Origin of the sequence: Clostridium sp. AM27-31LB, assembly GCF_003480745.1 — a bacterium.
GTDB classification, from domain to species: Bacteria; Bacillota; Clostridia; order Lachnospirales; family Lachnospiraceae; genus Butyribacter; species Butyribacter intestini.
In genome coordinates, this window is record NZ_QUJS01000005.1 from 124,507 (window position 1) to 149,623 (window position 25,117).

Annotated in this window: 17 protein-coding genes and 1 riboswitch; of the genes, 2 read left to right on the top strand and 15 right to left on the bottom strand. The window is 37.6% G+C overall.

Features of this window, described 5'->3' with window-relative positions:
- Positions 1–11: 11 nt before the first annotated feature.
- The 3 genes from DW721_RS09000 to uvrA all read right to left on the bottom strand — a co-directional run bounded on the left by DW721_RS09000 (position 12) and on the right by uvrA (position 5,102).
- Positions 12–1,289, bottom strand: a complete 1,278-nt coding sequence (locus DW721_RS09000; protein ID WP_118745538.1) for an AAA family ATPase — start codon at positions 1,287–1,289, stop codon at positions 12–14.
- Between the two features lie 295 nt (positions 1,290–1,584).
- On the bottom strand, positions 1,585–2,175 hold the full coding sequence (gene yfbR, locus DW721_RS09005; protein ID WP_118745619.1) for a 5'-deoxynucleotidase: 591 nt from the start codon (positions 2,173–2,175) through the stop codon (positions 1,585–1,587).
- Positions 2,176–2,258: 83 nt separating this feature from the next.
- On the bottom strand, positions 2,259–5,102 hold the full coding sequence (gene uvrA, locus DW721_RS09010) for an excinuclease ABC subunit UvrA (protein WP_022013785.1): 2,844 nt from the start codon (positions 5,100–5,102) through the stop codon (positions 2,259–2,261).
- A 301-nt stretch (positions 5,103–5,403) separates the two neighbouring features.
- Here uvrA and DW721_RS09015 point away from each other — a divergent pair, with 301 nt between their 5' ends.
- Positions 5,404–7,332, top strand: coding sequence for a GGDEF domain-containing protein (locus DW721_RS09015; protein ID WP_118745539.1), 1,929 nt, complete (start codon positions 5,404–5,406; stop codon positions 7,330–7,332).
- 170 nt (positions 7,333–7,502) lie between these two features.
- Here DW721_RS09015 and DW721_RS09020 read toward each other — a convergent pair whose 3' ends face one another.
- The 9 genes from DW721_RS09020 to metK form a co-directional block, all read right to left on the bottom strand.
- Positions 7,503–9,590, bottom strand: coding sequence for a methyl-accepting chemotaxis protein (locus tag DW721_RS09020; RefSeq protein WP_118745540.1), 2,088 nt, complete (start codon positions 9,588–9,590; stop codon positions 7,503–7,505).
- 111 nt (positions 9,591–9,701) lie between these two features.
- Positions 9,702–10,610, bottom strand: a complete 909-nt coding sequence (locus DW721_RS09025; protein ID WP_118745541.1) for an alpha/beta hydrolase — start codon at positions 10,608–10,610, stop codon at positions 9,702–9,704.
- Positions 10,611–10,706: 96 nt separating this feature from the next.
- The gene (locus DW721_RS09030; protein ID WP_118745542.1) at positions 10,707–11,501 is read right to left on the bottom strand and encodes an ABC transporter ATP-binding protein; all 795 of its coding nucleotides are present in this window, start codon (positions 11,499–11,501) and stop codon (positions 10,707–10,709) included.
- Positions 11,495–12,451, bottom strand: coding sequence for an ABC transporter permease (locus DW721_RS09035; RefSeq protein ID WP_022013780.1), 957 nt, complete (start codon positions 12,449–12,451; stop codon positions 11,495–11,497). The genes DW721_RS09030 and DW721_RS09035 overlap by 7 nt, the downstream gene beginning before the upstream one ends.
- 287 nt (positions 12,452–12,738) lie before the next feature.
- Entirely contained in the window at positions 12,739–13,008 is a 270-nt protein-coding gene (locus DW721_RS09040) for a hypothetical protein (RefSeq protein ID WP_022013779.1), read from the bottom strand.
- Between the two features lie 7 nt (positions 13,009–13,015).
- Complete coding sequence (locus DW721_RS09045; protein WP_347560368.1) at positions 13,016–15,163, bottom strand: glycoside hydrolase family 13 protein; 2,148 nt, start codon at positions 15,161–15,163, stop codon at positions 13,016–13,018.
- A gap of 157 nt (positions 15,164–15,320) precedes the next feature.
- Complete coding sequence (locus DW721_RS09050; RefSeq protein ID WP_347560370.1) at positions 15,321–16,775, bottom strand: CCA tRNA nucleotidyltransferase; 1,455 nt, start codon at positions 16,773–16,775, stop codon at positions 15,321–15,323.
- Positions 16,776–16,912: 137 nt separating this feature from the next.
- On the bottom strand, positions 16,913–19,378 hold the full coding sequence (locus DW721_RS09055) for a cellulase family glycosylhydrolase (protein WP_118745545.1): 2,466 nt from the start codon (positions 19,376–19,378) through the stop codon (positions 16,913–16,915).
- Between the two features lie 789 nt (positions 19,379–20,167).
- Positions 20,168–21,355, bottom strand: coding sequence for a methionine adenosyltransferase (metK, locus tag DW721_RS09060; protein ID WP_118745546.1), 1,188 nt, complete (start codon positions 21,353–21,355; stop codon positions 20,168–20,170).
- A 222-nt stretch (positions 21,356–21,577) separates the two neighbouring features.
- Positions 21,578–21,673, bottom strand: a riboswitch (SAM riboswitch).
- Positions 21,674–21,868: 195 nt separating this feature from the next.
- On the opposite strand from metK, the gene DW721_RS09065 reads away from it, so the two are divergent.
- Entirely contained in the window at positions 21,869–23,263 is a 1,395-nt protein-coding gene (locus DW721_RS09065; RefSeq protein WP_243035977.1) for a glucosaminidase domain-containing protein, read from the top strand.
- 369 nt (positions 23,264–23,632) lie between these two features.
- On the opposite strand, the gene DW721_RS09075 is transcribed toward DW721_RS09065, so the two are convergent.
- The 3 genes from DW721_RS09075 to DW721_RS09080 all read right to left on the bottom strand — a co-directional run bounded on the left by DW721_RS09075 (position 23,633) and on the right by DW721_RS09080 (position 25,054).
- On the bottom strand, positions 23,633–24,085 hold the full coding sequence (locus DW721_RS09075) for a PT domain-containing protein (protein WP_243035978.1): 453 nt from the start codon (positions 24,083–24,085) through the stop codon (positions 23,633–23,635).
- A 99-nt stretch (positions 24,086–24,184) separates the two neighbouring features.
- The gene (locus DW721_RS16085) at positions 24,185–24,346 is read right to left on the bottom strand and encodes a hypothetical protein (protein WP_182436280.1); all 162 of its coding nucleotides are present in this window, start codon (positions 24,344–24,346) and stop codon (positions 24,185–24,187) included.
- Between the two features lie 3 nt (positions 24,347–24,349).
- Complete coding sequence (locus DW721_RS09080; RefSeq protein WP_147355396.1) at positions 24,350–25,054, bottom strand: hypothetical protein; 705 nt, start codon at positions 25,052–25,054, stop codon at positions 24,350–24,352.
- Positions 25,055–25,117: the final 63 nt, after the last annotated feature.

A 25,117-nucleotide genomic window follows, 5' to 3' on the forward strand; every position in this document is an offset into this window, starting at 1 on the left:
GTCCCCATATTCTACAAGTAATCTAACGGTTTATACAACATTTCATAAATTTTATCAGTATTATTAGTAACATCTTCCGTAGAAAAATAACCGTTTGCATCTTCATTCATAACATAAAATCTACCCTTATCTTTAAGAGAATAGTTTGCTAACGAAACTTCGACAGCTCTCATAAAATACGGACTGTGTGAATTTATCACTATTTTTATATTTAATTCTTTATTTAGCAAAACTAATATTTCCGCAAATTTAACCTGCCATTCCGGATGTAAATTAGACTCCGGTTCATCAATAAGCAAAATACTGTTTCTATTTAGTGAACCGTTTTGCAATAATTTTTGGATTACAAGCATATTTTTCATTCCTGATGCAACATTTTTAACATCAAAACTTGTATTTGTTTTTTCATCTTTATACAACAGGCTGCTCCCTGACTCCCCGGTAATCAATTCACCATGTAATATTTCTTTTAAGATATTAGCAAAAGCATCTGTATTTTCTTCAATATCACTAAATGTCTCAAATGAAACATCTATGCCAACTTCTTTATACAACGCTTTTCTAAGCTCACTGTAAAGTAACAATGATACTTTTTTGTCATTAATTATATCCGTAAAATGACAGGTATCAATATACCATATTGAATTTACAAAATTAGGATAACTTTTACATGAAATCATTTTATTATCCTTAAACTCCGCAAAAGTTTCATTTGTGTCAAACTCAATCTTTATATTTCCATTTTTCTTACAGCCAAACGAATTAATATTTCCTTTAAAAATATTCTGAAAGTTTCTGGAAAATATAAAACGCACATATTCTGAATCATTTCTTTTTAAAATTGTTACTAACTTTTCATATAACGATTCTATTTGTTTTTTAATTACATTTCTTTTAAATTCCGGGTCATCTATTCCATGAATTTCAAATTTATCAAAATAATTTTCTTTTTTTATGTTTTTTTCAACAACTTTATTTAACTGTTCAAGTGTTAAATTCTGTTCTTTTTCAAATATTTCATTCACCTGACACCAAAATTCTTTAACAGCAGGCAAAAGACCGTACAAGTATGACAAAATACTGCCCGAATTTTCAACAGCTTGAATAAAACTTTTTTCCTTTTCTTCCTCAATTTTTTTCTTTATATCTGAATTTGAATACAAAAGAGAATATATTGCTTTTAAAATCGTGCTTTTGCCGCTGCAATTATAGCCGCCAATGACTGTTATTCCATCCAGCTCAATATCGGCACGATTTATCAGACCTATGTTACTTACAGATATTTTCATACTTCACTCCTATCCTATATTATGTACTCTCGGAATCTTCTGAACGAAGAATTTCGAGATGGATTTTTGATATACAATGACATTTTCGCAGTGCGTACACGGTGTGTACGACGAGAAAATGGAAACAGTATATCGGAAATGCAGCCGAAATGACTCGTTTTGAGAAGATACCGAGAGTACATTATTAGTTCACATAATCAGATATATTATAATTGACTCAAATATAATCGTCAATCACCTTTGCTTTTCCTACCACTTAGTATTCTACGCACTGGAAGTGTGGAAATACTCATTCTCAGTTCAACTCATCCAGCGTCTTTTCATACTCCGGCACAAACTCCTCACAGAAAATTTCAGCTTCTTTGCACTCTAATTCTCTTATCGCCTTAAAAGTTGACTCTTTCGCATGATTAAACTCTCTGTTTCCTGTTTTTTCTTCCTCTATGCACTTGATAAGAGCCGATATTTTATCTGCCGCTTTTATAAGTCTCATAACTGATGCATCCTCTTTTGGCAAAAGATATTTTTCATACTCCAAAGCCATATCCTCAGGAAGTCTTGAAAGAAGATTTTTCGCCGCATTTACCTCAATCTCCTTATAGGCATCTTTTATTTCAGTGTTGTAATATTTAACTGGTGTCGGCATATCTCCGGTGATAATCTCCGTACAGTCATGATACATTGCAAGCAACGCTATATGCTCAATGTCATAGTCCATACCGAGCCTGCAATTTCCTATAATGGCTAGAGCATGAGCAACCACCGCTGTTTCGAGAGAATGTTCACTGACATTCTCCCTAAGCGAATTACGCATCAATGCCCATCTTTCAATATATTTCATCCTCGACAGCATGGCAAAAAATGAGTTGTCATTTTTCTTATCCATAAGCATATCTCCTCTCCACTTTTTATCTCCCACTAAGCATTTGCAAAACCATCATAATCTGTCAGGTAAGCTGATATTCGCAATCACCTCTCAAGCATCTTCTTTATAAATGCCCCTGTATAAGACTTCTTGCTTTTTGCCACCTTTTCAGGTGTGCCCTTTGCTATGACTGTTCCACCTTTTGCTCCGCCCTCAGGGCCTAAGTCAATTATATAATCTGCTGTTTTTATAACATCAAGATTATGCTCTATCACTATAACGGTATTGCCATTCTCTGTAAGTCTCCTCAATATGTCAACGAGTTTGTGCACATCTGCAAAATGAAGTCCTGTTGTCGGCTCATCAAGTACATATACCGTTTTTCCCGTACTTCTCCTGCTAAGTTCTGTGGCAAGTTTGATTCTTTGTGCTTCACCACCTGAAAGCGTTGTTGACGGCTGACCGAGTTTTATATATGAAAGTCCCACTTCATAAAGTGTTTCTATCTTTCTTCTGATAGTCGGTACTGCTTCAAAGAATGTGAGTGCTTCTTCCACTGTCATGTCCAGCACATCATATATGCTCTTGCCTTTATATTTTACATCGAGCGTTTCCCTGTTGTATCTCTTTCCACCGCATACCTCGCAAGGAACATATACATCCGGCAGAAAGTTCATCTCTATCTTTATAATTCCATCACCGTGGCAGTTTTCACATCTTCCTCCCTTTACATTGAAGCTGAAACGGCCTTTTTTATATCCTTTCGCTTTTGCATCAGGTGTTGCGGCAAACAAATCTCTTATCATATCAAATACCCCTGTATAAGTTGCAGGATTTGAGCGTGGTGTTCTTCCTATCGGAGACTGGTCTATATTGATAACCTTGTCAAGCTGTTCAAGACCCTCAACACTATTGCAAAGTCCCGGTATAGTTCTCGCCCTATTCAACTGTTTTGCCATATACTTATAAAGTATCTCATTTACAAGCGAACTTTTTCCCGAACCTGAAACTCCCGTAACACAGGTCATAACTCCCGTCGGAAACTCTACATTTATATTTTTGAGATTATTTTCTTTTGCACCTTTTACCTTTATCCAGCCTGTAGGCTCTTTTCTCACCTCAGGAACAGGTATCTTTTTTCTGCCGCTTAAATAATCACCTGTTATCGACTCCTTGCAAGCCATGATGTCTTTTGCCGTTCCAGTAGCAATCACTTTGCCGCCATGTGAACCGGCTCCAGGTCCTATGTCTACTATATAGTCAGCCGCAAGCATCGTATCTTCGTCATGTTCTACAACAATAAGTGTATTTCCGAGGTCTTTTAACTTCATCAACGCACCGAGCAGCTTATCATTGTCCCTCTGGTGAAGTCCTATGCTCGGCTCATCAAGTATATAGGCAACTCCTACAAGCCCCGAACCTATCTGCGTTGCAAGTCTGATACGCTGTGCTTCACCACCTGAAAGACTCGCCGTGTATCTTGAAAGTGAGAGATACTCAAGACCTACCTCAACGAGAAATCCAACTCTTGCTTTTATCTCTTTAAGTACAACCCTGCCTATATTTAACTGATTTTTTGTAAGTTCAAGGTTGTCAAGATAATTTTTAAGTTCTATTATTGAAAGTTCAGTTATCTGTGCGATATTTTTGTCCCCAACTGTTACTGCAAGTGCTTCCGGGCGGAGTCTTTTTCCTTTACAAGCCTTACAAGGTGTTATCCTCATAAAACTCTCATACTCTTTCTTGGTGCTCTCTGACGCTGTCTCCCTGTATCTTCTCTCGACATTTTTGATAATTCCCTCAAAAACAACATCATAGACACCAACGCCACGCTGACCTCTGTAGTGTACCTGTACACTCCTGCCATCCGTTCCGTGCATAAGCATATGCCTGATATTTTCAGGAAGGTCCTGATAAGGGGTATCAAGCTCAAAACCATACTCCTTAGCAAGTGCATCAAGGACACATCTGGCATAGCTTGTCTTGTTTGTAACAGACTGCCATCCGTTTACGACAAGTGCTCCATCCGTGATACTCAACGAAGGATCAGGTATCATAAGTTCCTCGGCAAACTCCATCTTATAACCGATACCGTGGCATACCTCACACGCACCAAAAGGATTGTTAAAAGAGAATGTCCTCGGCTCTATCTCATCAATGCTCACACCACAGTCAGCACATGAAAAACTCTGGCTGAATCTAATCTGTTCTTTACCCGGAATATCTACTATAAGAAGCCCGTCAGAAAGTCTCATAACATTTTCAATAGAATCGGTAAGTCTCTTTTCTATTCCCTCTCTTACAACAAGCCTGTCAACCATTATCTCTATATCATGCTTTTTATTTTTCTCTAACTTTATATCCTCTGACAGTTCATAGATGTGACCGTCAACGACAACTCTTACATAACCGCTCTTTCTGGCACTTTCCAAAACTTTGATATGTTCACCCTTTCTACCTCTGACAACAGGTGCAAGGAGCTGTAATCTCGTGCCTTTTTCAAGCTTCATAATCTCATCACATATCTGGTCTACCGTCTGTCTCTTTATCTCTTTTCCACACTTAGGACAATGTGGTATTCCAACTCTCGCATAGAGAAGTCTGAAGTAATCATAAATCTCCGTAACAGTACCTACAGTCGAACGCGGATTTCTGTTTGTAGACTTCTGATCAATAGAAATAGCCGGCGGAAGTCCTTCTATCTTCTCGACATCAGGTTTTTCCATAAGCCCCAAAAATTGTCTGGCATAAGAAGACAGAGACTCCATATATCTTCTCTGTCCCTCCGCATAGATTGTATCAAATGCAAGAGATGACTTTCCCGAACCGCTAAGTCCCGTAAGAACCACAAACTCATCCCTCGGAATGTCAATATCAATACCTTTAAGATTATGCTCAGATGCCTTTCTTATCTTTATATACTTCTTAACTTCCTCATGTTTTGCCATAAAAACCTCATTTCTAAATCATCTTATCAACATTGCAACATAAATATTTCTTTTATCTTAACACCAAATATTTATGTTTTCAAGTACATATGTTCGTTTCATTTTAACTGTTAAATAAAAATTCATATATTATTGTTGCAGTTCTTTCTTTTTTTTATTATAATAAAAGAATATAAATCGGCAAATTATTTTTATATAACTGATATTATGATGTCATGGACAAAATGTGCTTTGCCCCACAACGGACACCACGGATTGCTTCATTGCATCATATTATTTTATTTAGGAAAGGTCGTGAAAAATGTTAGGTATTAAAAATCGCATTATAGCTGTCTGTTGTGCTGCAATTGATTCAGACTCCATCAAATACTATATGAATTATTTTACTGAATATGCCAAAAAAAACAACTACAAAATACTATTTTTCCGTTCCTTTAGTGATTTGTACAGAGCAGCTTCACAGGGTAAACACGATATAGGTGAGAGTTGTATATTCAGCCTTATAAATTATAAACTCATAGATGCTATGATAATATTGTCGGAAACGATAAAATGTCCTGCCGTCCGTGATGATCTTATTTGCCACGCAAAACTTAATAATATACCGGTAATTTCAATAGACCACTATATTGAGGGCTGCTACAATATAAATTATGATTATAAGACTGCACTTGAAAAAATATTATGTCATCTTATAGAAGATCACCATTATACCTGCATCAATTTTATTGCAGGTATAAAAGGAAACGCCTTTTCAGATGAACGCATCGACATTTATAAAAAAGTTCTTAAAGAACATAATATTCCTATTGAGGAAGAACGTATAGGATATGGTGGATTTTGGAGTATTCCTACCAAAAAAGTCATAAAAGATTTTATAAACAGTGAGCTTCCGATGCCACAGGCAATAGCTTGTGCCAATGATACTATGGCTATCACGGCATACAATTCACTTATCAATGCAGGATATGACCTTCCACGGGAAATAGCCATTACCGGATTTGATGGTCTGATACAGGCTATCGAACACTATCCTGCTATCACTACTGCACAGCATGATTATGAAAATGCCGTTATAAAAGCATTTGATATTTTAAATGATATTTTTAACCATGAGGAAGTTCCTGCCGTCAACTATATAAATTCTAATGTTATAATAGGCGGTTCATGCGGATGTCATTATGACAGCATTAAAAAATACAATAACCTTTCATATAACCTAAACAACAGGTATGATGCTCAGATTCAATTTAATAAAGACCAGATAAACATGACTGCCGACCTTAACGACAATTCTTCATTTCAAGGTATGTTTGACAAACTCACACGGTATGCAAAAAATTTTTTCAGCCATCGTTTCTGGCTTTGCGTTGTTGATAATTTTCTGACAGAAGATGAAGAATTGTCCGACATTTTGGACGATAATGCATCACTTCATTTCGGATATTCAAATCATATGGATGTTGTATTATCAAAACACGATACCATATGGCAGGGAATGACTGACTTTGAAACTTCAAATCTTCTGCCAAATATTGAATCCGTGCTTGAAGAGGAAGATAATATACTATTTCTTCCATTGCATGTACTGGATCATACGATTGGATATGCGGCTTTAGTGTATGAACCTGACAAAATGAATATGGAACAGCTCTACCAGTTTCTTATGAATGTAAGTACTGCACTTGAAACCATGAAAGTACATCAGAGACAGCAAAATATTATATCCAGTCTTGAAAATAAATATATACATGATCCTCTTACAGGTCTTTTAAACAGACGCGGTTTTTATCAAAAAGTTTTGCCTGATTTTAATCGGTGCATAAATGAAGAAAAACATTTTATCGCAATCTCTGTTGATTTGAACGGATTAAAAAAGATAAATGACACATATGGTCATTCAGATGGTGATATTGCTATCTCTGCAATAGGAAACATACTTATAAATTCAAGCTTTCAGGATGAGACTTGTGCAAGATTTGGCGGTGATGAATTTGTCATGGCAGGTCCCCTCGCCGATGGTCTTGATGCTAATGATTTTTGGGATAAAATTCATCAAAATATCAATATTTATAATAAAATGCATAACCATCCTTATGATGTAAGTGCAAGTATCGGCATAATAACCGGGATTCCTACTCCGGAGATTTCACTTGATGACTTTATAAAAGCTGCTGACGAAGAAATGTATAAAGATAAAGTTCTTCACCATCAACTAAGAGAACAATAAATCTTGTCAGTATCTATCCTGCATCGTAACAGTCAGATATTGCATTTCTTATATTATGAAACCTGCTATCCATTGCAATGCAGCTTTTGTCTACTTCATCTTAGAATAAAATAACAATATGCCAAAAACTATCACTAACCAAAAGATTCTGAGAGTTTTTGGCATATTGCTTAAATACTGTTATTAACATATTCTCTTATTTCATTGTCATCCTCCGGCATCTGGCATCCCACTATGAACACACCTTCATTCTCAGAGCACCTGATGACTTTACCTTCGAGAACATTATGCTTTGGAAGATCAAAATCTTCTATGGTTATCTTAATCTTTGCTCCTTTGTTTTCCTTAAAATAAGACTCTTTCGTGAGCAATGCAAAACCATTTGCACTTATATTGTCAAGTTGTCCATCAATCTCTTTTCCGGTCTCTTCAACAAATATCTTACACTTATTGCTTATATCCATACGAGGATACTTTCTGCGGTTCTTTATCTTCGGTCTTGATGTCACGAGTATCTCAAATAAATGTGAATTTTGTGAAGCTGACGAAACAACTTTCGCATCTTTCCATATATATAATACATTTCCAACCGTAATCTGCATCCTGCATAATCTATCCTTTGCCAAATCGCTATTTAATTTAGGAAGATTTACTTCTATCCTGTCATCTTTCTGCTTTTCAACTTCACCATGATATACTTCTGCTGATGCACCATCCATCGTTATCTGGACTTTCATTCCCGGCATAATATCTTCAACTCCCATAAAACCACCAATACCAAGTTCACACATAAGAGCTTCCACTGTTTTTTCAATATCATTAATATTGGTCATGGACTCTTCATATTTACTAAGCATACGGCTGCTCATCTCGTTTGAATATGATATACATCCTGTCATATCGGAAACAATTCCGGATACACTATCCATGTTATCCACAAGCTGATGATTTGAGCTTTCAACCTCTTTCATTGCAATATCAATTTCCTGAATATGACTTTCAAGCTGTTTTGAATCATTATTTATCTTGCCAACATTTTTCCCGGTCTTTGTAACTTTCTTGTATGTTTCCTGAACAAGATTTATCGTCTCCTCCATAGAAGCCGTCATCTTGTCTGATGTTTCCTGAAGTCTTATAAGTGCATCCTCTATCATTCCTGATGATGACTGTGTTTCTGTACTTAATGAACTTATCTGCTGTGCAACTACTCCAAAACCTCTTCCTGCTTCACCTGCTCTTGCTGCTTCTATAGAAGCGTTTAAGGCAAGCAATGTTGTTTGTTCAGTTATTTCTTCAATTTTGCCTGTTTCAGCCTTAACTCTTTCAAACTCTTCCCTGAAATTTTCAAGAATCTGTCCCATATCAGATGCCAGATCTGTCATAGCATGAGTAGTCTCCACAAGACTCTCAAGATCTGTCGAACTTGTCTTTGCGTGTTCTGTTGACTCTGCTGTCAGGCTGACCATCTGCTCTATCATTTCTGCCACGCGTTCTACCTGCGAACTTATGTCAGTTGTCATTTCCACCGATGAATCGGTTGTATTTTCAAGCTTTGTGTTATTATCTGTCAATGTAACCATTCCATCGGCAACAACACCTGCACTATGTGTATTTTCAACTGAAATCTCTCTTACAACGGAAACCCCGCTCATAATAGAGTTACTTGCCTTTTTAACTTTCTCTACAGTAGTTATAACTCGTTTAAGGTCAGCCTTTATACTGTTTGTCATTGCACCATCTGATTCGTTAAGATGATGTATCGACATGACATAACATATATAACAAAGCACTGTAGCTGAAAATTCAAGCTGGTAATTTTTCATATCTGCTGCCGAATTGTAACCACACATTACATGATATACAGAACTTATAATGATTATTATAGAATTGACAATTCCACAATATATCATAAATTTACGGTTCTTATACAATACCAAAAGACTTGTCACCGGCAATACATATGTAAATGCTATAGGTGACTCAGTCGTACTTATGACAAAAGTATAAAAAATCCCATATCCGACAACAAGGTCATATTTATACAAATCCGTTTCCCAGCCTTTTTTTCTAAGCAATATCTCGCCGGCTATTATCGGAATCCAGCAAAGTGCCAGAAATACAAAATAATATGATGCGGTATTTAATCCTTTAGATACATCCGAACCATAATTTGCTGAAAGAAGTATTGCAAAAACAAACCATATACGCCTTGCTTTTCTGTTTGCTTTTTCTTTAAATTCATTTTCATTATAATCCATAACAGCTTTACCTCCGTATATTATAACTGTTCGGATAATTGCAAAATCAATGTTAAATTTTATTCACTCTATAAGAACAGCAAATAATTAGTTTTCAATTTTATCCTCAAACTATACAATGATTCGTGCAAAATAATCCGACATTCTTTTCATCGTTTCATGACTTTCCGCCAAATCAGGTTCAAAAACACTGAATGCGTGTGTTAGTTTTTTATCTTTCTTAAAATATAACAATTCACTTTTTGTATTTACCGGTTTCAGTGCTTTATAAAAGTTGAGTGTATATTTTCTAAGATTGTCACCTCTGCTTGATACAAGAAAACATGGCGGCAAGGCTTTAAGCAGCTCTTTATTTTCCGGATTTACATACTTAGCAAATGTACTCTTTTTATAATCTTTTCCATAAAGATATTTCGGAAGAAACAATCCTAATTTATCAAATTTATTTGTATAAAACATTCCACTTATAAGTCCCATTGCCTTTATGTCTATTTGAGCCGGTTTTACTTTTGCCCCCTTTGCCATACCGGCACATTTCATCATCGCAGCAGTGTATGTGAGCAGACACGCCCCGCCACTGTCTCCTGCTGCAAATATCCTTTCTGCATCTCCATTATAATTTGAAAGATTATCGTTTATAAAATCTAATGCTCTTGACAAATCTTCACACTGGTCATAAAACATACAGTCAGGCACAAGTCTGTATTCCACACTGAATACAATATATCCGAGTTTACACAGTTTAGCACAAAAATATCTGTTAAACTCCTTATTTCCAAGAATAAGTCCACCTCCATGTACATTTATTATGACTGGAAGCTTTCTATGCTCCTGCTCCGGTGTTATAATTTTAGACTTGTAGACATCAAGATGGTGTGCTTTTAATCCATCTTTAAGATATGGAATATCTCTGATTTCTTCAACATCATCCGGAAATTTAAGCCTTTTGTCTCTTTCTTTCTGTTCTTCTAAGAAGTCTGCTCTTTGCTTATAAAATACATTTGCAATAGTCTGACCCATTTTTCCCTCATTTCCGTTTTTAATTATGTAAATATAAAACTTTTATATATATTATTAAGAGGGTGTCACTTTTTTGTGACATCCCTCTGTTAAAACCTATCCTAACAACGCCTTGTCATTTGAAAACTCCTCACCGCTCACTTCCTCAAATTTCTGAAGAAGATCTTCGACAGTAAGTTTTTTCTTCTCCTCGCCTTTTATATCAAGAATAACCTTTCCTTCATTCATCATAATAAGGCGGTTTCCGTGTATTATCGCATCTCTCATATTATGTGTTACCATCATCGCAGTAAGATGATTGTCAGCGATAATCTTATCTGATAATTCCAGCACTTTTGCTGCGGTCTTTGGATCGAGTGCCGCCGTATGCTCATCTAAAAGAAGAAGCTTAGGCTTTTTAATCGTTGCCATAAGAAGTGTAAGTGCCTGTCTCTGACCGCCCGAAAGAAGTCCGACTTTTGATGTCATTCTATCTTCAAGACCAAGATCAAGTTTTGCAAGCATTTCTCTGTATTTTTTCTTCTCAGACTTAGTAACGCCCCACTTAAGACCTCTGTGCTGTCCTCGTCTTGCCGCAAGAGCAAGATTTTCTATAATTTCCATTGTCGCCGCTGTTCCGTTCATCGGATCCTGGAATACCCTGCCAAGATAAGGTGCTCTCTTATGCTCTGAAAGACCTGTCATATCAACTCCGTCAATAATAATACTTCCCGAATCTATAGGCCATACACCTGCAACAGCATTTAGAGTGGTAGATTTTCCCGCTCCGTTTCCACCGATAACGGTAACAAAATCTCCATCCTCAAGTTTTAAATTGACACCATTTAATGCCTTCTTTTCGTTTATAGTACCAAGATTAAATGTTTTATACACATTGTTTAACTCTAACATTTTCCGGCACCTCCTTTTGCGGCTTTTCTGTATGAATTTTTAGCCTTTCCCCTGAGGTAAGGAACCGCAAGGAATATCGCAACTACCATAGCTGAGAACATCTTCATATCTATTGTAGGAAGACCGAGCCACAATACAAACTGTATAACTATGTAGTAAATTATACTTCCGACTGCAACAAATGCAAGTCTTCCGCTGAAATTGAGTTTCTTTCCGAATATAGCTTCTCCAAGTACCTCACCGATGATAACAGAAGCAAGTCCGATAACGATAGAACCCCTGCCCATGTTTACATCGAAGTTACCCTGATACTGTGAGAGAAGTCCGCCTGCAAATCCAACAAGACCATTTGAAAATACAAGTGCAAGTACCTTTGCAACATTTGTGTTAATTCCCTGTGCCCTTGACATATTTGGATTGCATCCTGTTGCCCTGATAGTGAAACCAAGCTCTGTTCCAAAGAACCAGTACATAAGTGCGATAACGACCAAAAGTATGATAACGACCGTAACTATCGCGGCAGGATTGTCTCTGCCTGAAACAACGAGTTTATACATATCTACATTTACAGCCTGATTTGCTTTTCCTTCAGATATGTTCAGATTTATCGAATATAATGAAAGCTGTGTAAGAATACCTGCCAAAATATCCGGAATACCGAGTACCGTATGTAAAATACCCGTTATAAGTCCGGCAAGCATACCTGCAACAAATGCAACTGCAACTGCTGCAACCGGATTCCATCCTTTCAATATAAGCATTACCGTAACAACACCACCGGTTGCCATAGTACCATCAACCGTAAGATCGGCAAAATCAAGTATCTTAAATGTTAAAAACACTCCTATCGCCATAATTCCCCAGATAAGACCCTGGGCTACAGAACCAGGCAGTGCACGAACAAGTGCTGTGATATCCTGTGCACATACCACTGGAATTAAACTGTACATTTTTTCCTCCGTTCCGCCGTTTTTACATCCGGCACTTTATTCCGTCCGGGTTATTTTTATAACCCCGCAAACACCTCCAATCTTATTGTCAGTGCTTGTTGTATCAAGCAATTTGTATGTAAACATACATTGCTATATATTTTTAACCCTTTCATCACATTATATTATAATTATAAAAGCAATGAAAATATATAAATAACGGACAACTTTTTTGCTGTGTAATTATTGCTGTCCTATTTTGCGGCAGCAATACAAAATAATTATTGTCAGAAACTACCGCACACTCTCTACTCATCAGTCTTTTTTATGGTATCACCCGTAGATATTTTCGTATTTTTGTCAACTCCGCCTATACTGCTGCCGCCGACATAATAATCTTTCTGTGGCTTTGGTGATACCGTTTCATTGACGCCTGCACTGTAGGCACTCTCAAGTCCCCATTTGCCATGCCTTTCCACCACAAAATAATGTATGACTATTGCAGCCGCAATAACCGTCACAACTGCTATGACGGTCTTTCTTCCACTGCCGTGCATCCAGTCTCTTATCTTTCCCATATCTCATCTATCCCATGCTTTCTATATCTTTTATTATCATTCCCGACATCGGAGGACATTCAACATGGATAAGTCCATTTACGACCGGATATACCTTTGCTTCATCTGAATAACCTTCCCTGTCACTAAGCATCAGTCTTGCCATTCGTGTCTCCTGTATAATTCCCATTCGCCATACCGGTATGTCAGCTTCACGAACCTCATCGCTGCTGTTTATCATAACAACTATCTTATCATTTTCATCAAATCGTCCATAACCTATAAGTTTATACTGACCTTTTAAGAACATTATCGATCCGGTCTTAAACACCTGATAATCCTTGTGTATCCTTATAAGCTGTCTGTGGAACTCTATAAGTTCATTGTCCTCTCTGCCCCACGGATAAGTTCTTCTGTTATCCGGGTCAGTCCATCCACAAAGTCCTGCCTCATCACCATAATATATAGTCGGTGCTCCCGGCCATGTCATCTGTATCATGACACCAAGCCTGAAAAGAGCTTTATCTATGCCCTCATCTGCCGCCTGAGGTCCTACACTTGCCGTTCTTCCAACTCTGTGATTTGTTCTCGTCATAAATCTTGAATGATCGTGATTTGAAAGTTCATTCATGGCAACCTGAAGCGACTGTGTATTAAATCTTGTCATATAATTTCGCATAGAACCGAAAAACGCATCAGCATTACCAAGAAGATCTTCCCTGTACTCATCACTGTGCTTTTCAACACCTGTCAAAAACCATGTGATAGGTTCCATAAACGCATCGTAGTTCATAACGGTATCCCACTGGTCACCTTGAAGCCAGCTTGTCGGATCACCATAATGCTCTGCAAGAACGATAGCTTCAGGATTTGCTTCCTTGACATTTCTTCTAAACTCTTTCCAGAAATAGTGATTGTACTCCTGTGACTGACCAAGATCTGCCGCCACATCAAGTCTCCAGCCGTCAACATTGTACGGCGGTGAAACCCATTTTCTCGCTATATGCATGATATAGTCAAATAAAAGCGGTGAATCTTCATAATTTAACTTAGGTAGTGTATCGTGTCCCCACCAGCCATCATAGTGATAATTGTACGGCCACATATCTTCATTAAACCTGAAGAAAGTCCTGTAAGGACTGTCTGCGGATATATAAGCTCCTTTTTCATAACCCTCGGCATCCTCATAAATGCACTCTCTGTCAAGCCATTTATTGAAAGAACCACAGTGATTGAAAACTCCGTCGAGAATAACTTTCATGCCCCTTTTGTGAACTTCCTCGACAAACTCAGCAAAAAAACGGTTGCTCGCCTCAAGGTTTTCTTTGTCTGTAACCCTGCACACATATTTTGTTGCATATTTGTTTGGGTAAGTACCGTCACACATGAGATTTCCATTTTCGTCCCTGTGAAGCACTTCACCCTCATCTTTAACTATCTTTCCGAAATGAGGATCTATATAATCATAATCCTGAATATCATATTTGTGATTTGACGGTGATACAAAAATCGGATTAAAATATATCGCATCTACACCAAGTTCCTGCAGATAATCAAGTTTCTGCCATACTCCTGCTATATCTCCGCCGTAAAATTCCCTTACACCCATTGCTGCCGGATACTTAAACCAGTCAGTAACCTTGTCAGTACCCTCACCTATATAGACATACTCATCTTTTTCAACATCATTTGACCTGTCACCGTTATAAAAACGGTCAACATATATCTGATAAAATATTGCACCCTTTGCCCAGTCAGGAGTGTGAAATGATGGTGTTATCGTAAAATTATAATACGGCTCAACTCCGCTGCACACACCTACGCTGTTGTAATAAACAGTGACCGTTCCGCTCGTCACCTCAAAATAATAATCTATCATCTTGTCAGAAAGTTCGACCGTACTCTCATAATAATCAAACAGTCTGTCATTATATACTTTCTTCATCTCGATGCGCGTATCAGTACACACAACAAGAACCACTCTGTCAATATTTTCCCTGCCGGTTCTGAATCTGAGTTTTACACTCTCATTTGCTTTTGGTTCAGGCGGAATACGATACTGTGCCGTACCATCACTAAAAAGAGCCTGTGGGTTAAATATCGTTGTAAGATTGTCGATAAAAAGCTGTGTCTTCATAGCTTTTGTCATCTTCGCAAGCCTTACATTTAAATCCATAATAATCCCCATTTCCGAGCAATTTATTTATAATACTATTTATCTTTGCTCTAAAATAAATAGAAGTAGTGAAACTAACTTAATACTTATGCCACATCATAAGTTATCATTATCCCTTACAATGTAACAGGTGCTAAACACATTTACAGTTATTTTACTATAAATCTTCGTTCTCCTCAACATTTTTATTGCCGTTCTCACATTTAAGATAGTTTAACAGACCATCTTTCGTGTTCAGTTCAGGTTCGTCAAGTACCTTGTCGAGCATTGCCTTAAGTATCTCTCCCATCTTTGGTCCCGGTTTTACTCCGGCGGCTATAAGGTCTGAACCTGTCACCGCAAGGTCTTTTATCGACAAAGGCTGTGCATTTGCCATAATATATTCAAATCTCTTAACACCTGCGTCTATCTTTGCAAGTTTTTCATCACGCTGCATATCGCTCTGTGCCAGAACATCGGCATACTCAACAAGAAAAAGCATATCCATAATGTCAGCACCTATCTTTGACACGGCACGCCTGAAAGCCCTGCTCTTATCTTCCATACGGTAATCATGAAATCTTATGAGCCTGCACGCTTTTGATATGGAGTCATTGTCAAAAGTAAGTCTCCTCATTATCTTCTTTGCCATTTTCTCACTCTGTGCCGGATGACCGATAAAGTGACCGATTCCTTTTTCATCGACTGTCATGACTGCTGGTTTTGCTATATCGTGAAGAAGCATCGTCATGCACAAAACCGTCTGCTGTTTTTTATCCATTTTAGCGGCAAGTTGTTTTGCCGTTTCAAGTACATTCTCAGGTATCTTATCATAAATCTTTTTATCGGAAGTAATCCCAAAGAAACAGTTCATAAGCTCTATACCGCATATGCTGTGTTCTCCGACCGTGTAGATATGATGCGGATTTTTCTGTTCAGTTTGCATCGCAGCATCAAGTTCAGGCAGAAAATATTTTGTCATGCCTGTTTTATAGGCATCCCTTATCCGCCCTGCTTCTTTAGAAACAAGCAGTTTCGTAAGTTCAACTCTTATCCTCTCGGCACTTATATTTTTAAGATGGTCTGCTCTCTCAACGATAGCTTCTCTTGTCTTTTCCTCGATGGCAAAACCAAGCTGTCCTGCAAACCTCACTGCCCTTAACATCCTGAGTGCGTCCTCGTCAAATCTCTGACCCGCATCACCAACACATCTTATTATACCATCTTTGAGGTCTTTAATACCCCCAAATTCGTCGACAAGCCCTCTATTATCGTTATAAGCCATGGCATTTATCGTAAAATCGCGTCTTTCAAGGTCAAGTTTGAGATTGTCTGTAAACTCTACTTTTTTAGGATGCCTGTTATCCTCATATTCACCGTCTATCCTGTAAGTTGTCACCTCATAACCGACATGGTCAAGCATGACAGTGACCGTGCCATGCTGTATCCCCGTGTCGATAGTCTTTTTAAAAAGCTCCTTTATCTGTAAAGGTTTTGCGGAGGTCGTAATATCCCAGTCCTGCGGTTTTCTGTCAAGCAGAGTGTCCCTCACACAGCCGCCTACCGCATAGGCTTCAAATCCTGCCTGTTCAAGTTTACTAATAATATATGAAACATTTTTAGGTAATATCATCTTCAAATTTATTTCACCTCATTTTCAGACAGCCTGCCGCAAAAAATATCCTAAAAATCTCAGGTTAAGGGCAATACGCCAGACAAAATTCCATATATAATTTTGCAAGAATATCTGCTTTTGCTCAAATACCTTATTTAATTGCTGCTGTCTTTTATTGTAATAGTGACATTGGCATTAAAAGCTACTGCGTTAGAACCTTTACCAACCATGCCAATATATATATTATCATAACCCGAAAGACCGTCTTTTGACAAATCAATCTTTAATTTTTCTCCCGTACTCAGCTTAAATGTTCCACTTGCCTTTACATCAGAGCTATTTATATATTTATAGTATGGATTATCTTCATTTACTTTATTAGCCACTTTGTAGTCTACACTACCGCCGCTACCCGCTGTAAGCGAATTTATCTTTATCTCAAGATACGAACTTGTAAATTTTGTCCAGTCTATGCCACTAATCTGATATGCAGCTCCAACAGAACTAACAGGCAGATTCCAGTCATCATCAGTAGCAACCGGTGCCACTGCATTCCAGCTTGACGCCCCTATATTTCCGGTCCATACATATTCATTTTTTGTCTCATCAGGCACATATGCTGTTCCACTCTCAGCTTTCTTATAAAGTCCCTCAAACAATTCCTTATCAATGTCATTCGACATTCTGCACTGTGAACGGCTGTAACCCATACCCGTATCCCACAAAACAGGACACATTCCATTTGCAAGTGCATATTCGCATACATTTCTTATAAACACTTCCCTGCCTGTTTTTCTTGTATATGTTCCGTCGGAATTTTCAGTATCACAGACATTATATTCACCGATAATCACAGGATAACCTTTATCGACAAACTGAAGTTTCATTTTCTTAAAGTCACTTTTAAGCGTGCTTATCTCATCATCACTTCCCCACGATGCAATATACCCCTCTTTTGAAGGTTTTGCTATATCACAGTAACCATATGGTGAATAGTAGTGAACTGAAACCATAAGATGACTTTCTATAGTATCGGTCGGCATCTTGTATCTTGTGTCACAGGTTTTTGATATGTCGGTATCATATCCTACTATAAGAAGAAATCTGTTTGCATTATTTCCGCCTGATGCACGCACTATATCGACAAATTTCTGATTTATCTGATTGACAAGAGCGTATTTTTCATCGTCTGTCAGATTTCCCGAAATAATATCATCGCTGCTCATGTCTTCTGTAAATCCGTAACCGTTTGAGTTAAGTGCATCATTTAATCTTGTACCAAGTTCCTCGTTTGCACTCTCAAAAATGACATGACCTGAATATTTTTTAAATCTTTCAGAAATCTGTTTCCAATAACTCTCATATCGTTTCCATGCAGCGGCACGCCTTGTCTCATCGGCAACTATATTTCCGGCAGAGTCCTTTTTGCACGCACCGAACTGTCCCCACCATCCACCGTCATAGTGGATATTTACTATAACATACATATCATTGTCGAGGGCATAGCCCATGATTTCTTCAACTCTGTTAAAATAACCATCACTTATCGTATAATTTCCATCATCTGAAACCATATTTGACCATGCCACAGGTATTCTTATCGTCTTAAAACCTGCATTTTTCATACCGTCAATCATTGCCTTAGTCGTGGTCGGTGCTCCCCAGCAAGTTTCATAGGCATTAACACTGCCAAGTTTATAACGTGACACACTCTCCATTGTGTTTCCGAGATTTATGCCAAGTCCGAGGTCGTGAACCATCTGATATGCCTCGGAAGCTGTTTCCGTAGCAGGTCTTCTTGTCGGAGTGGCTGTCGGTGTCGGGCTTGCCGTTGCTGTCGGTGTCGGACTTGATGTTGCTATCGGGGGAACTGTCGGTGTCGGGCTTACTGCTGCCGTTGGAGCAGCCGCAGGTATCTGGCTCGCTGCCGCTGTCGGCTTAGCCGTTGTATTCTGACCTGCTGTTGCCATCGGCTTAGCTGTCGTGGTCTGACCCACTGTCGCTGTTGGCTTAGCTGTCGTATCCTGACCCGCTGTTGCTGTTGGCTTAGCTGTCGTATCCTGACCCGCTGTTGCTGTTGGCTTAGCTGTCGTGGTCTGACCCGCTGTCGCTGTTGGCTTAGCTGTCGTGGTCTGACCCGCTGTCGCCGTCGGCTTAGCTGTCACCATCGGATTTTCGCTCACCTTCGGCGTATTTGTCGGTGTTACCTTCTTTGCCACAACTCTTACATTACATTTTAATGTTTTGCTAAAGGATTTCCACTTTGTCTTTCCTTTAATCTTCTTTTTTTCCTTATAGGAAACCTTACACCAGATAACGGCTTTTCCAACCTTATTTCCTTTTACCTTGCCCTTTGCCGTAACTGAAACAACACTCTTTTTGCTGCTCGTAAATTTAATCTTCTTTGATTTGATATTTTTGGGAACATTTTTGACTTTCAATGTAAAAGTCTTTCCCTTTTGAATCTTTTTTGATATTGCATTTAAAGCAACTTTTTGTTTACCAGTTTTGGCATATGTTGAAAAATCACCATAATAACTTCCTGTAATCGTCATTCCTGCTATCAAAACTGCCGCTGTCAGTCTCTTACAATATTTTTTTAATCTTCTGTTGTACCTCATACTTTTCTCCTTTTATCTTTTTTAATATTGGGTGTTTGCGAAACTGTCATAAATCTTGATTAAATTGTGCAGATATAACAAATAGTGTTAGTCGGCATTTTTGTCGTCGTCAGCACTTTGTACTCTAAATGAATGCAATTTTCAAACTAAAAATAATGTATGCCTGCATACAATTATTTTTAATGAAAATTATATGAGTGAAACGAACAGCGAGAAAATTTTATTTTCGAACTGTAGCATTCATTTATATGGCAGCGTTTTTTGCTGATTTATGTACTGCTACGAACGACAACATAGCGAAAGCGTGCCGACGATATTATTTGTTATAGCTGTGCAATTGACACAACATATAGTTAGTTTCGCAATTACCTATTTTTTAATATATGACTGCGAAACTGTCATAATCTGCATAATTAACATAACCTTAAACTACTCTCGCAATAACTTTAATTTTATATGTAATGAGTATCAAAATAATTTTATCATATAAGGATTAAATACAATACTTAAAATATTAGTAACAGTTGCTTTAATAAATAGAAATCAATATGCATATTTCCATTATAAATAAATATTAATTTATAATAATTATATTGCAAATTCTTCACTCATGATACTTTTCTCTTTCATAAAGCATTTATGAAATATACCGTTATCTTTTTCAATTTACAATTTTATTTTCAGAGATTTAAAAAGCTGATAAACCTATGGCTACGCTATATTCCTATACAACATAGTCCATAACTCTATCAGCTTTTTGTTTTTAAAAAATCATCAACTTATTCTTTTTTATAAATATTTCTTAAGTATCCCCACTTTATCAAGCTGCTCCCATGGAAGATTTAGCTCATTGCGTCCAAAGTGACCATAAGCTGCCGTCTGCTTGTAGATAGGTCTTCTAAGGTCAAGCATCTTGATTATTCCTGCCGGACGAAGGTCAAAGTTTTCTCTTATTATCTCAACAAGTTTCTCATCTGAGAGTTTTCCTGTTCCAAATGTGTCAACCATTATTGATGTAGGCTGTGCGACACCGATGGCATATGAAAGCTGTATCTCGCACTTGTCGGCAAGTCCTGCTGCCACAATATTTTTCGCAACATAACGCGCTGCATATGCTGCCGAACGGTCAACCTTTGTGCAGTCCTTTCCTGAGAATGCACCGCCGCCGTGACGGGCATATCCGCCGTATGTGTCTACGATTATCTTACGGCCTGTAAGTCCACTGTCTCCGTTTGGTCCACCTATAACAAAACGACCTGTTGGATTTATAAAATACTTTGTATTTTCATCTGTGAGTTCCTGTGGAACTACAGGGTCAATAACATATTTACGGATGTCCTCATGTATCTGTTCCTGCGAAACCTCAGCAGCGTGCTGTGATGAGATAACTACCGCATTTACATGAACAGGTCTGCCATTCTCGTCATATTCAACAGTAACCTGACTCTTACCGTCAGCACGAAGATAAGGAAGTGTTCCGTCTTTGCGTACCTCCGTAAGTTTCTTTGTAAGTTTGTGTGCAAGTGCGATAGGATAAGGCATATATTCGTCTGTTTCGTTTGTTGCATAACCAAACATCATACCCTGGTCGCCTGCACCGATTGCCTCAAGTTCCTCGTCCGTCATCTGATTTTCTTTTGCTTCAAGTGCCTTGTCAACACCCATTGCAATATCTGCTGACTGTGAGTCGAGAAGAACATTTACCTTACAGGTATCACAGTTAAAGCCTTTCTCATCAGAGTCATATCCGATTTCTCTTATTGTCTCTCTTGCAATCTTTTCATAGTCAACTTTTGCCTTAGTCGTAATCTCACCCATGACAAGCACATAATCTGTCGTGATAGCTGTCTCGCAGGCAACACGGCTCATAGGATCCTGCTCCATAAGTGCGTCAAGTATCGCATCCGAAATATTGTCGCTTATCTTGTCAGGATGTCCTTCTGTTACTGATTCAGATGTAAATAATCTTTTCTCCATCGTATCCTCTTTTCTGCACTGCTCTGTACCTTTCAGTCCGTATCAGGCAGTGCAAAGATACGGCTGTACTCTTATCTTGAGGAAAAAGCGACATATCACTGTATAGGGTAAAAATGGCAAAACCAGTGTTTTGCCCTGGCATCACACTACATTAAGAGCATTTTCCTATGCATCAAAAAAAGTCCACCGATACAACTCGATGGACTTGATATATCTCAACTCCTCTTATTGTTCGATTTCTCGCTTAGATTGGCACCTTCCTGTATGGGGTTGCCGTGGTTTCACAGAGCCTTCACTCTCCGCCACTCGGAATAAGAGTATTTATTTTTATACAAACATGATTATTATACATCATTTATCTGATAAAATCAAGGAATAAAATTGTACATAAATAATGAAATTATTTGTATTATTTTTGTGTATCTTTTTGATTTTTTCTTTGAAATGTGTTATAATCAATAAATATAATTTTCACTTATAAATGAATACATATTTAGTTTTTAGGAGGTTTTTATGCGAAAAAAACTATTTTCAAGAAATAACTTAGTTAAAGTTTCAGCCATAAGTCTTACTTGTGCTTTGGTATTCATCCCGGTTAGCAGCCACATAAACTCATTGTCTACCGTTCATGCAGATAACAGCGTTTCTATAAGTTCTGTTGATACACCGGACAGTAATGAACAGACAGCAGATAACGATGAACAATCTGATGAAAAAACTGCTGACACTGACAACAGTTCAGATAATACAGTTTCAAACACAACAGGCAATAAGGCAGACAGTGATAAGCCGATTTCAGGCAAAAATACTTCACAGTCTAAGAAAACAACCATAAAAAAGACTAATACTTCAACCGCTTCCACTAAAAAAGGAAGCAGTAAAAAAAATACCCAATCAAAAAAGAATAAAAACAAAAATCAGGAGCCAAAACATTACAAACCAATAATAGGCAAGACTGTAACTGTCACAATGAAACATCTTCAGAAAAAATTAAATAAAATTTCTTCTGAGCTTCAGACTGCACAGAGCAAGGCTTCACGCACGAAACGCGTAATATCATCAAAGAAAAAACAGTTATCTTCAATAAACACACTTAAAGACAATGCCATTGAAGAAACCAACTGTGTAACTGTTTCAGATGTTTTTGAACCATCACAGTCGTTAAAATCATATGCTAAACAATATGACTCATCACTTAGCATATATCTCAACCAGAATGTTTCATCAAAAACGGCAAAAACATCTTCCGATGATAATACCGTATTACCTGATTTTGAAAAAATTTCCGGACTTATGGATACTGTATCTATAAAAAAGAATATTAAACATTCAAAAAAAGCTATTAAGTCATCAATAAACAAAAATACTACAAAAGTAAAAAATATGCAGAAAAAAATCAAAGATACGAAAAAAGTCAAAAATACAGTTTCAAAATATGTTATTGTTTCAATAAACTCTAATAACATATTTGAACCGTCAAATGTAAGTACAAAAACCTTAAAGAATGCACTTGAGGGAACTAATCTTAAAGAACTTGCACCTGCATTTGTCAAGGCTGAGAAAAAATATGGCATAAACGCCATTGCCATGACTTCAATAGCAGCCCTTGAATCAGGCTGGGGCAAAAGCAAGCGTGCCATAAAAGACAACAATCTCACCGGTCTCGGTGTCTACAGCGATTCTGCAAAAGGAATAAATGCCGACACCAAAGAAAAAAATATCCTTATGACAGCCGAAAGACTTGCCACACATTACAGTAAACCCGGTCAGACATTTTATCATGGAACAGGTTTTGACGGAGTAAATAAAAAATACTCGGCATCAAAGACATGGGGATGGAAATGCGAAAACATTGCATTCCGTATTATGAACAAGATAGCAAATCCGGGAATTGAGTCGCTAGGATGATTATATTTATGGTAAATAAAAAGAACGAAACAGGCATAAAAAGAAGCAAAAAAGATATACTTGTAATAGCTGATTTAATGTGTTATAATTGAGTCAGCAAAAAAGTGATATAAATGTTTACGATAACACCAAAACAAAACCCTCATAAGGTCGCAACTTATGAGGGTTTTTCTTATTTTGTTCGAGCATTTAAGTGTTAAAAGTATATATTTTACATTTTCCTAAAACTTTTCGGCAATTTCACCTTTTTACAACCCTTGAAAGCATTCTTTCCTATCTTCTTCACGGCTTTTCCGCCGCTTACTTTCTTAAGTTTGGTACAGTTCCTGAAAGCATCCTTTCCAATAGTCTTTACATACTTTCCTATCTTTACAGAAGTTGTCTTCTTATTGTTTTAAAAGCCTTATCTCCGATTGCCGTTACTTTAAATGTATATCCTTTTATCTTAATGCTGTCTGCTATCACAAGGCTTTTCTTACTGCCCTTTACTCCTGCAGCCTTAACAGTCCCTTTCTTTGCATCAGATTTAGTTACAGTGTATTTTATTCCCTTATACACCACCTTTTTATTTTTCTTGGGCACTGCTCTTTTAGCCGGCTTTGCCGTTGGCTCTACTGTTGGTGCTTTTGTCGGTGCATCTGTCGGTCTTACCGCAGGTCTTACAGTCGGTTTGACGGTAGGCTTTGTAGTCGGCTTGGTAGTAGGTTTGACAGTCGGTGTCTCCGTAGGCTTCACTGTTGGTGTTGCAGGAACATCCGTTGATATTACAACGGGTGTGTTTACAGGCGCCGGTATAGCTGATGGAACAATTACCGGTATCAAAATGCACTTCCGGCAATGCTGAAAACTCAGCTACAAGCTGTATAAAGCATTTCACGGATAAATCCCAGAACCCTGTTAAATGTATCTGCTACTATGTCTTCAGATACAATCACCTGCTAATTTTCCATTATCAATAAGAACCGGAGATTTATCCGCCACTTTATCATCATCAGATGTTTCTAAATGCCCGCTATGCTCGCTGGTATCTGTAATAATATTGGCATTGCTTTCTCCCGTGCGTAACTGCTCGCCTGATAACAAAGGCTAAGATACTTCGGAAATGGCATATTCTCCGTCTTGTGTTGGTTCGTGTACAAATCCTCCAGCTTGAACATTTCCGTTAGAAATTCCTCTACCCTCTGATGCACGAAGCCTTTCATTTTGTTCAATCCCATAAGCATCGTATACATTTCTATATCGTTCTCGTATATGTACTCCATCAGTATCTTTGCATACTGACCTTCCTCGCTTATTATCTCCGCTTCCGTCGGAAATCCCAGAACTTCCTCTTCGGACGGCATTTCCCCCAGATATTCTTCCTCTGTCATGTTGTCCGCTAACATTATTAGTTCTTTCCTTTCCTCTTCCGTTATTTGTTCCTTCTCCAACTTGTCCAACAGTTGATCTAACCTTATCACTCTTCCTGTCATAAATATTGCTCCTTTCCTTTTTATATTCTTCAAAATAATTTCTTAATCGAAAAATAACATTATTTGATAATAGGCTTATTGCTGCTCCTACATCTGCCAAAAATTGAGCATAATCTTTGGCAGCAATGCTATAATAGATTTTTTCTATTTTTTCCGGTAGTATGTAAGAATCATTATATCTGTTCATTATAACAAACATACTACACTCAAAAACAAACTCAGCCATATCATCATTTTTAAATAAATTTACTTTCCTACCTAAAATTGTATCACAAACATATGTTCGAGTCAAGTTTTTTATGCTTTCCCATATGTTCAACTTATACTTATATTCCTTATTATAATAAGACAGTATCTGTTTTATAAATAAATGCTGATAGAT

What these genes read in the sequence shown, in the direction of transcription:
- DW721_RS09000 (WP_118745538.1), bottom strand. Translation starts at nt 1,289, where the DNA reads ATGAAAATATCTGTAAGTAACATAGGTCTGATAAATCGTGCCGATATT.
- yfbR (WP_118745619.1), bottom strand. Translation starts at nt 2,175, where the DNA reads ATGGATAAGAAAAATGACAACTCATTTTTTGCCATGCTGTCGAGGATG.
- uvrA (WP_022013785.1), bottom strand. Translation starts at nt 5,102, where the DNA reads ATGGCAAAACATGAGGAAGTTAAGAAGTATATAAAGATAAGAAAGGCA.
- DW721_RS09015 (WP_118745539.1), top strand. Translation starts at nt 5,404, where the DNA reads ATGTTAGGTATTAAAAATCGCATTATAGCTGTCTGTTGTGCTGCAATT.
- DW721_RS09020 (WP_118745540.1), bottom strand. Translation starts at nt 9,590, where the DNA reads ATGGATTATAATGAAAATGAATTTAAAGAAAAAGCAAACAGAAAAGCA.
- DW721_RS09025 (WP_118745541.1), bottom strand. Translation starts at nt 10,610, where the DNA reads ATGGGTCAGACTATTGCAAATGTATTTTATAAGCAAAGAGCAGACTTC.
- DW721_RS09030 (WP_118745542.1), bottom strand. Translation starts at nt 11,501, where the DNA reads ATGTTAGAGTTAAACAATGTGTATAAAACATTTAATCTTGGTACTATA.
- DW721_RS09035 (WP_022013780.1), bottom strand. Translation starts at nt 12,451, where the DNA reads ATGTACAGTTTAATTCCAGTGGTATGTGCACAGGATATCACAGCACTT.
- DW721_RS09040 (WP_022013779.1), bottom strand. Translation starts at nt 13,008, where the DNA reads ATGGGAAAGATAAGAGACTGGATGCACGGCAGTGGAAGAAAGACCGTC.
- DW721_RS09045 (WP_347560368.1), bottom strand. Translation starts at nt 15,163, where the DNA reads ATGGATTTAAATGTAAGGCTTGCGAAGATGACAAAAGCTATGAAGACA.
- DW721_RS09050 (WP_347560370.1), bottom strand. Translation starts at nt 16,775, where the DNA reads ATGATATTACCTAAAAATGTTTCATATATTATTAGTAAACTTGAACAG.
- DW721_RS09055 (WP_118745545.1), bottom strand. Translation starts at nt 19,378, where the DNA reads ATGAGGTACAACAGAAGATTAAAAAAATATTGTAAGAGACTGACAGCG.
- metK (WP_118745546.1), bottom strand. Translation starts at nt 21,355, where the DNA reads ATGGAGAAAAGATTATTTACATCTGAATCAGTAACAGAAGGACATCCT.
- DW721_RS09065 (WP_243035977.1), top strand. Translation starts at nt 21,869, where the DNA reads ATGCGAAAAAAACTATTTTCAAGAAATAACTTAGTTAAAGTTTCAGCC.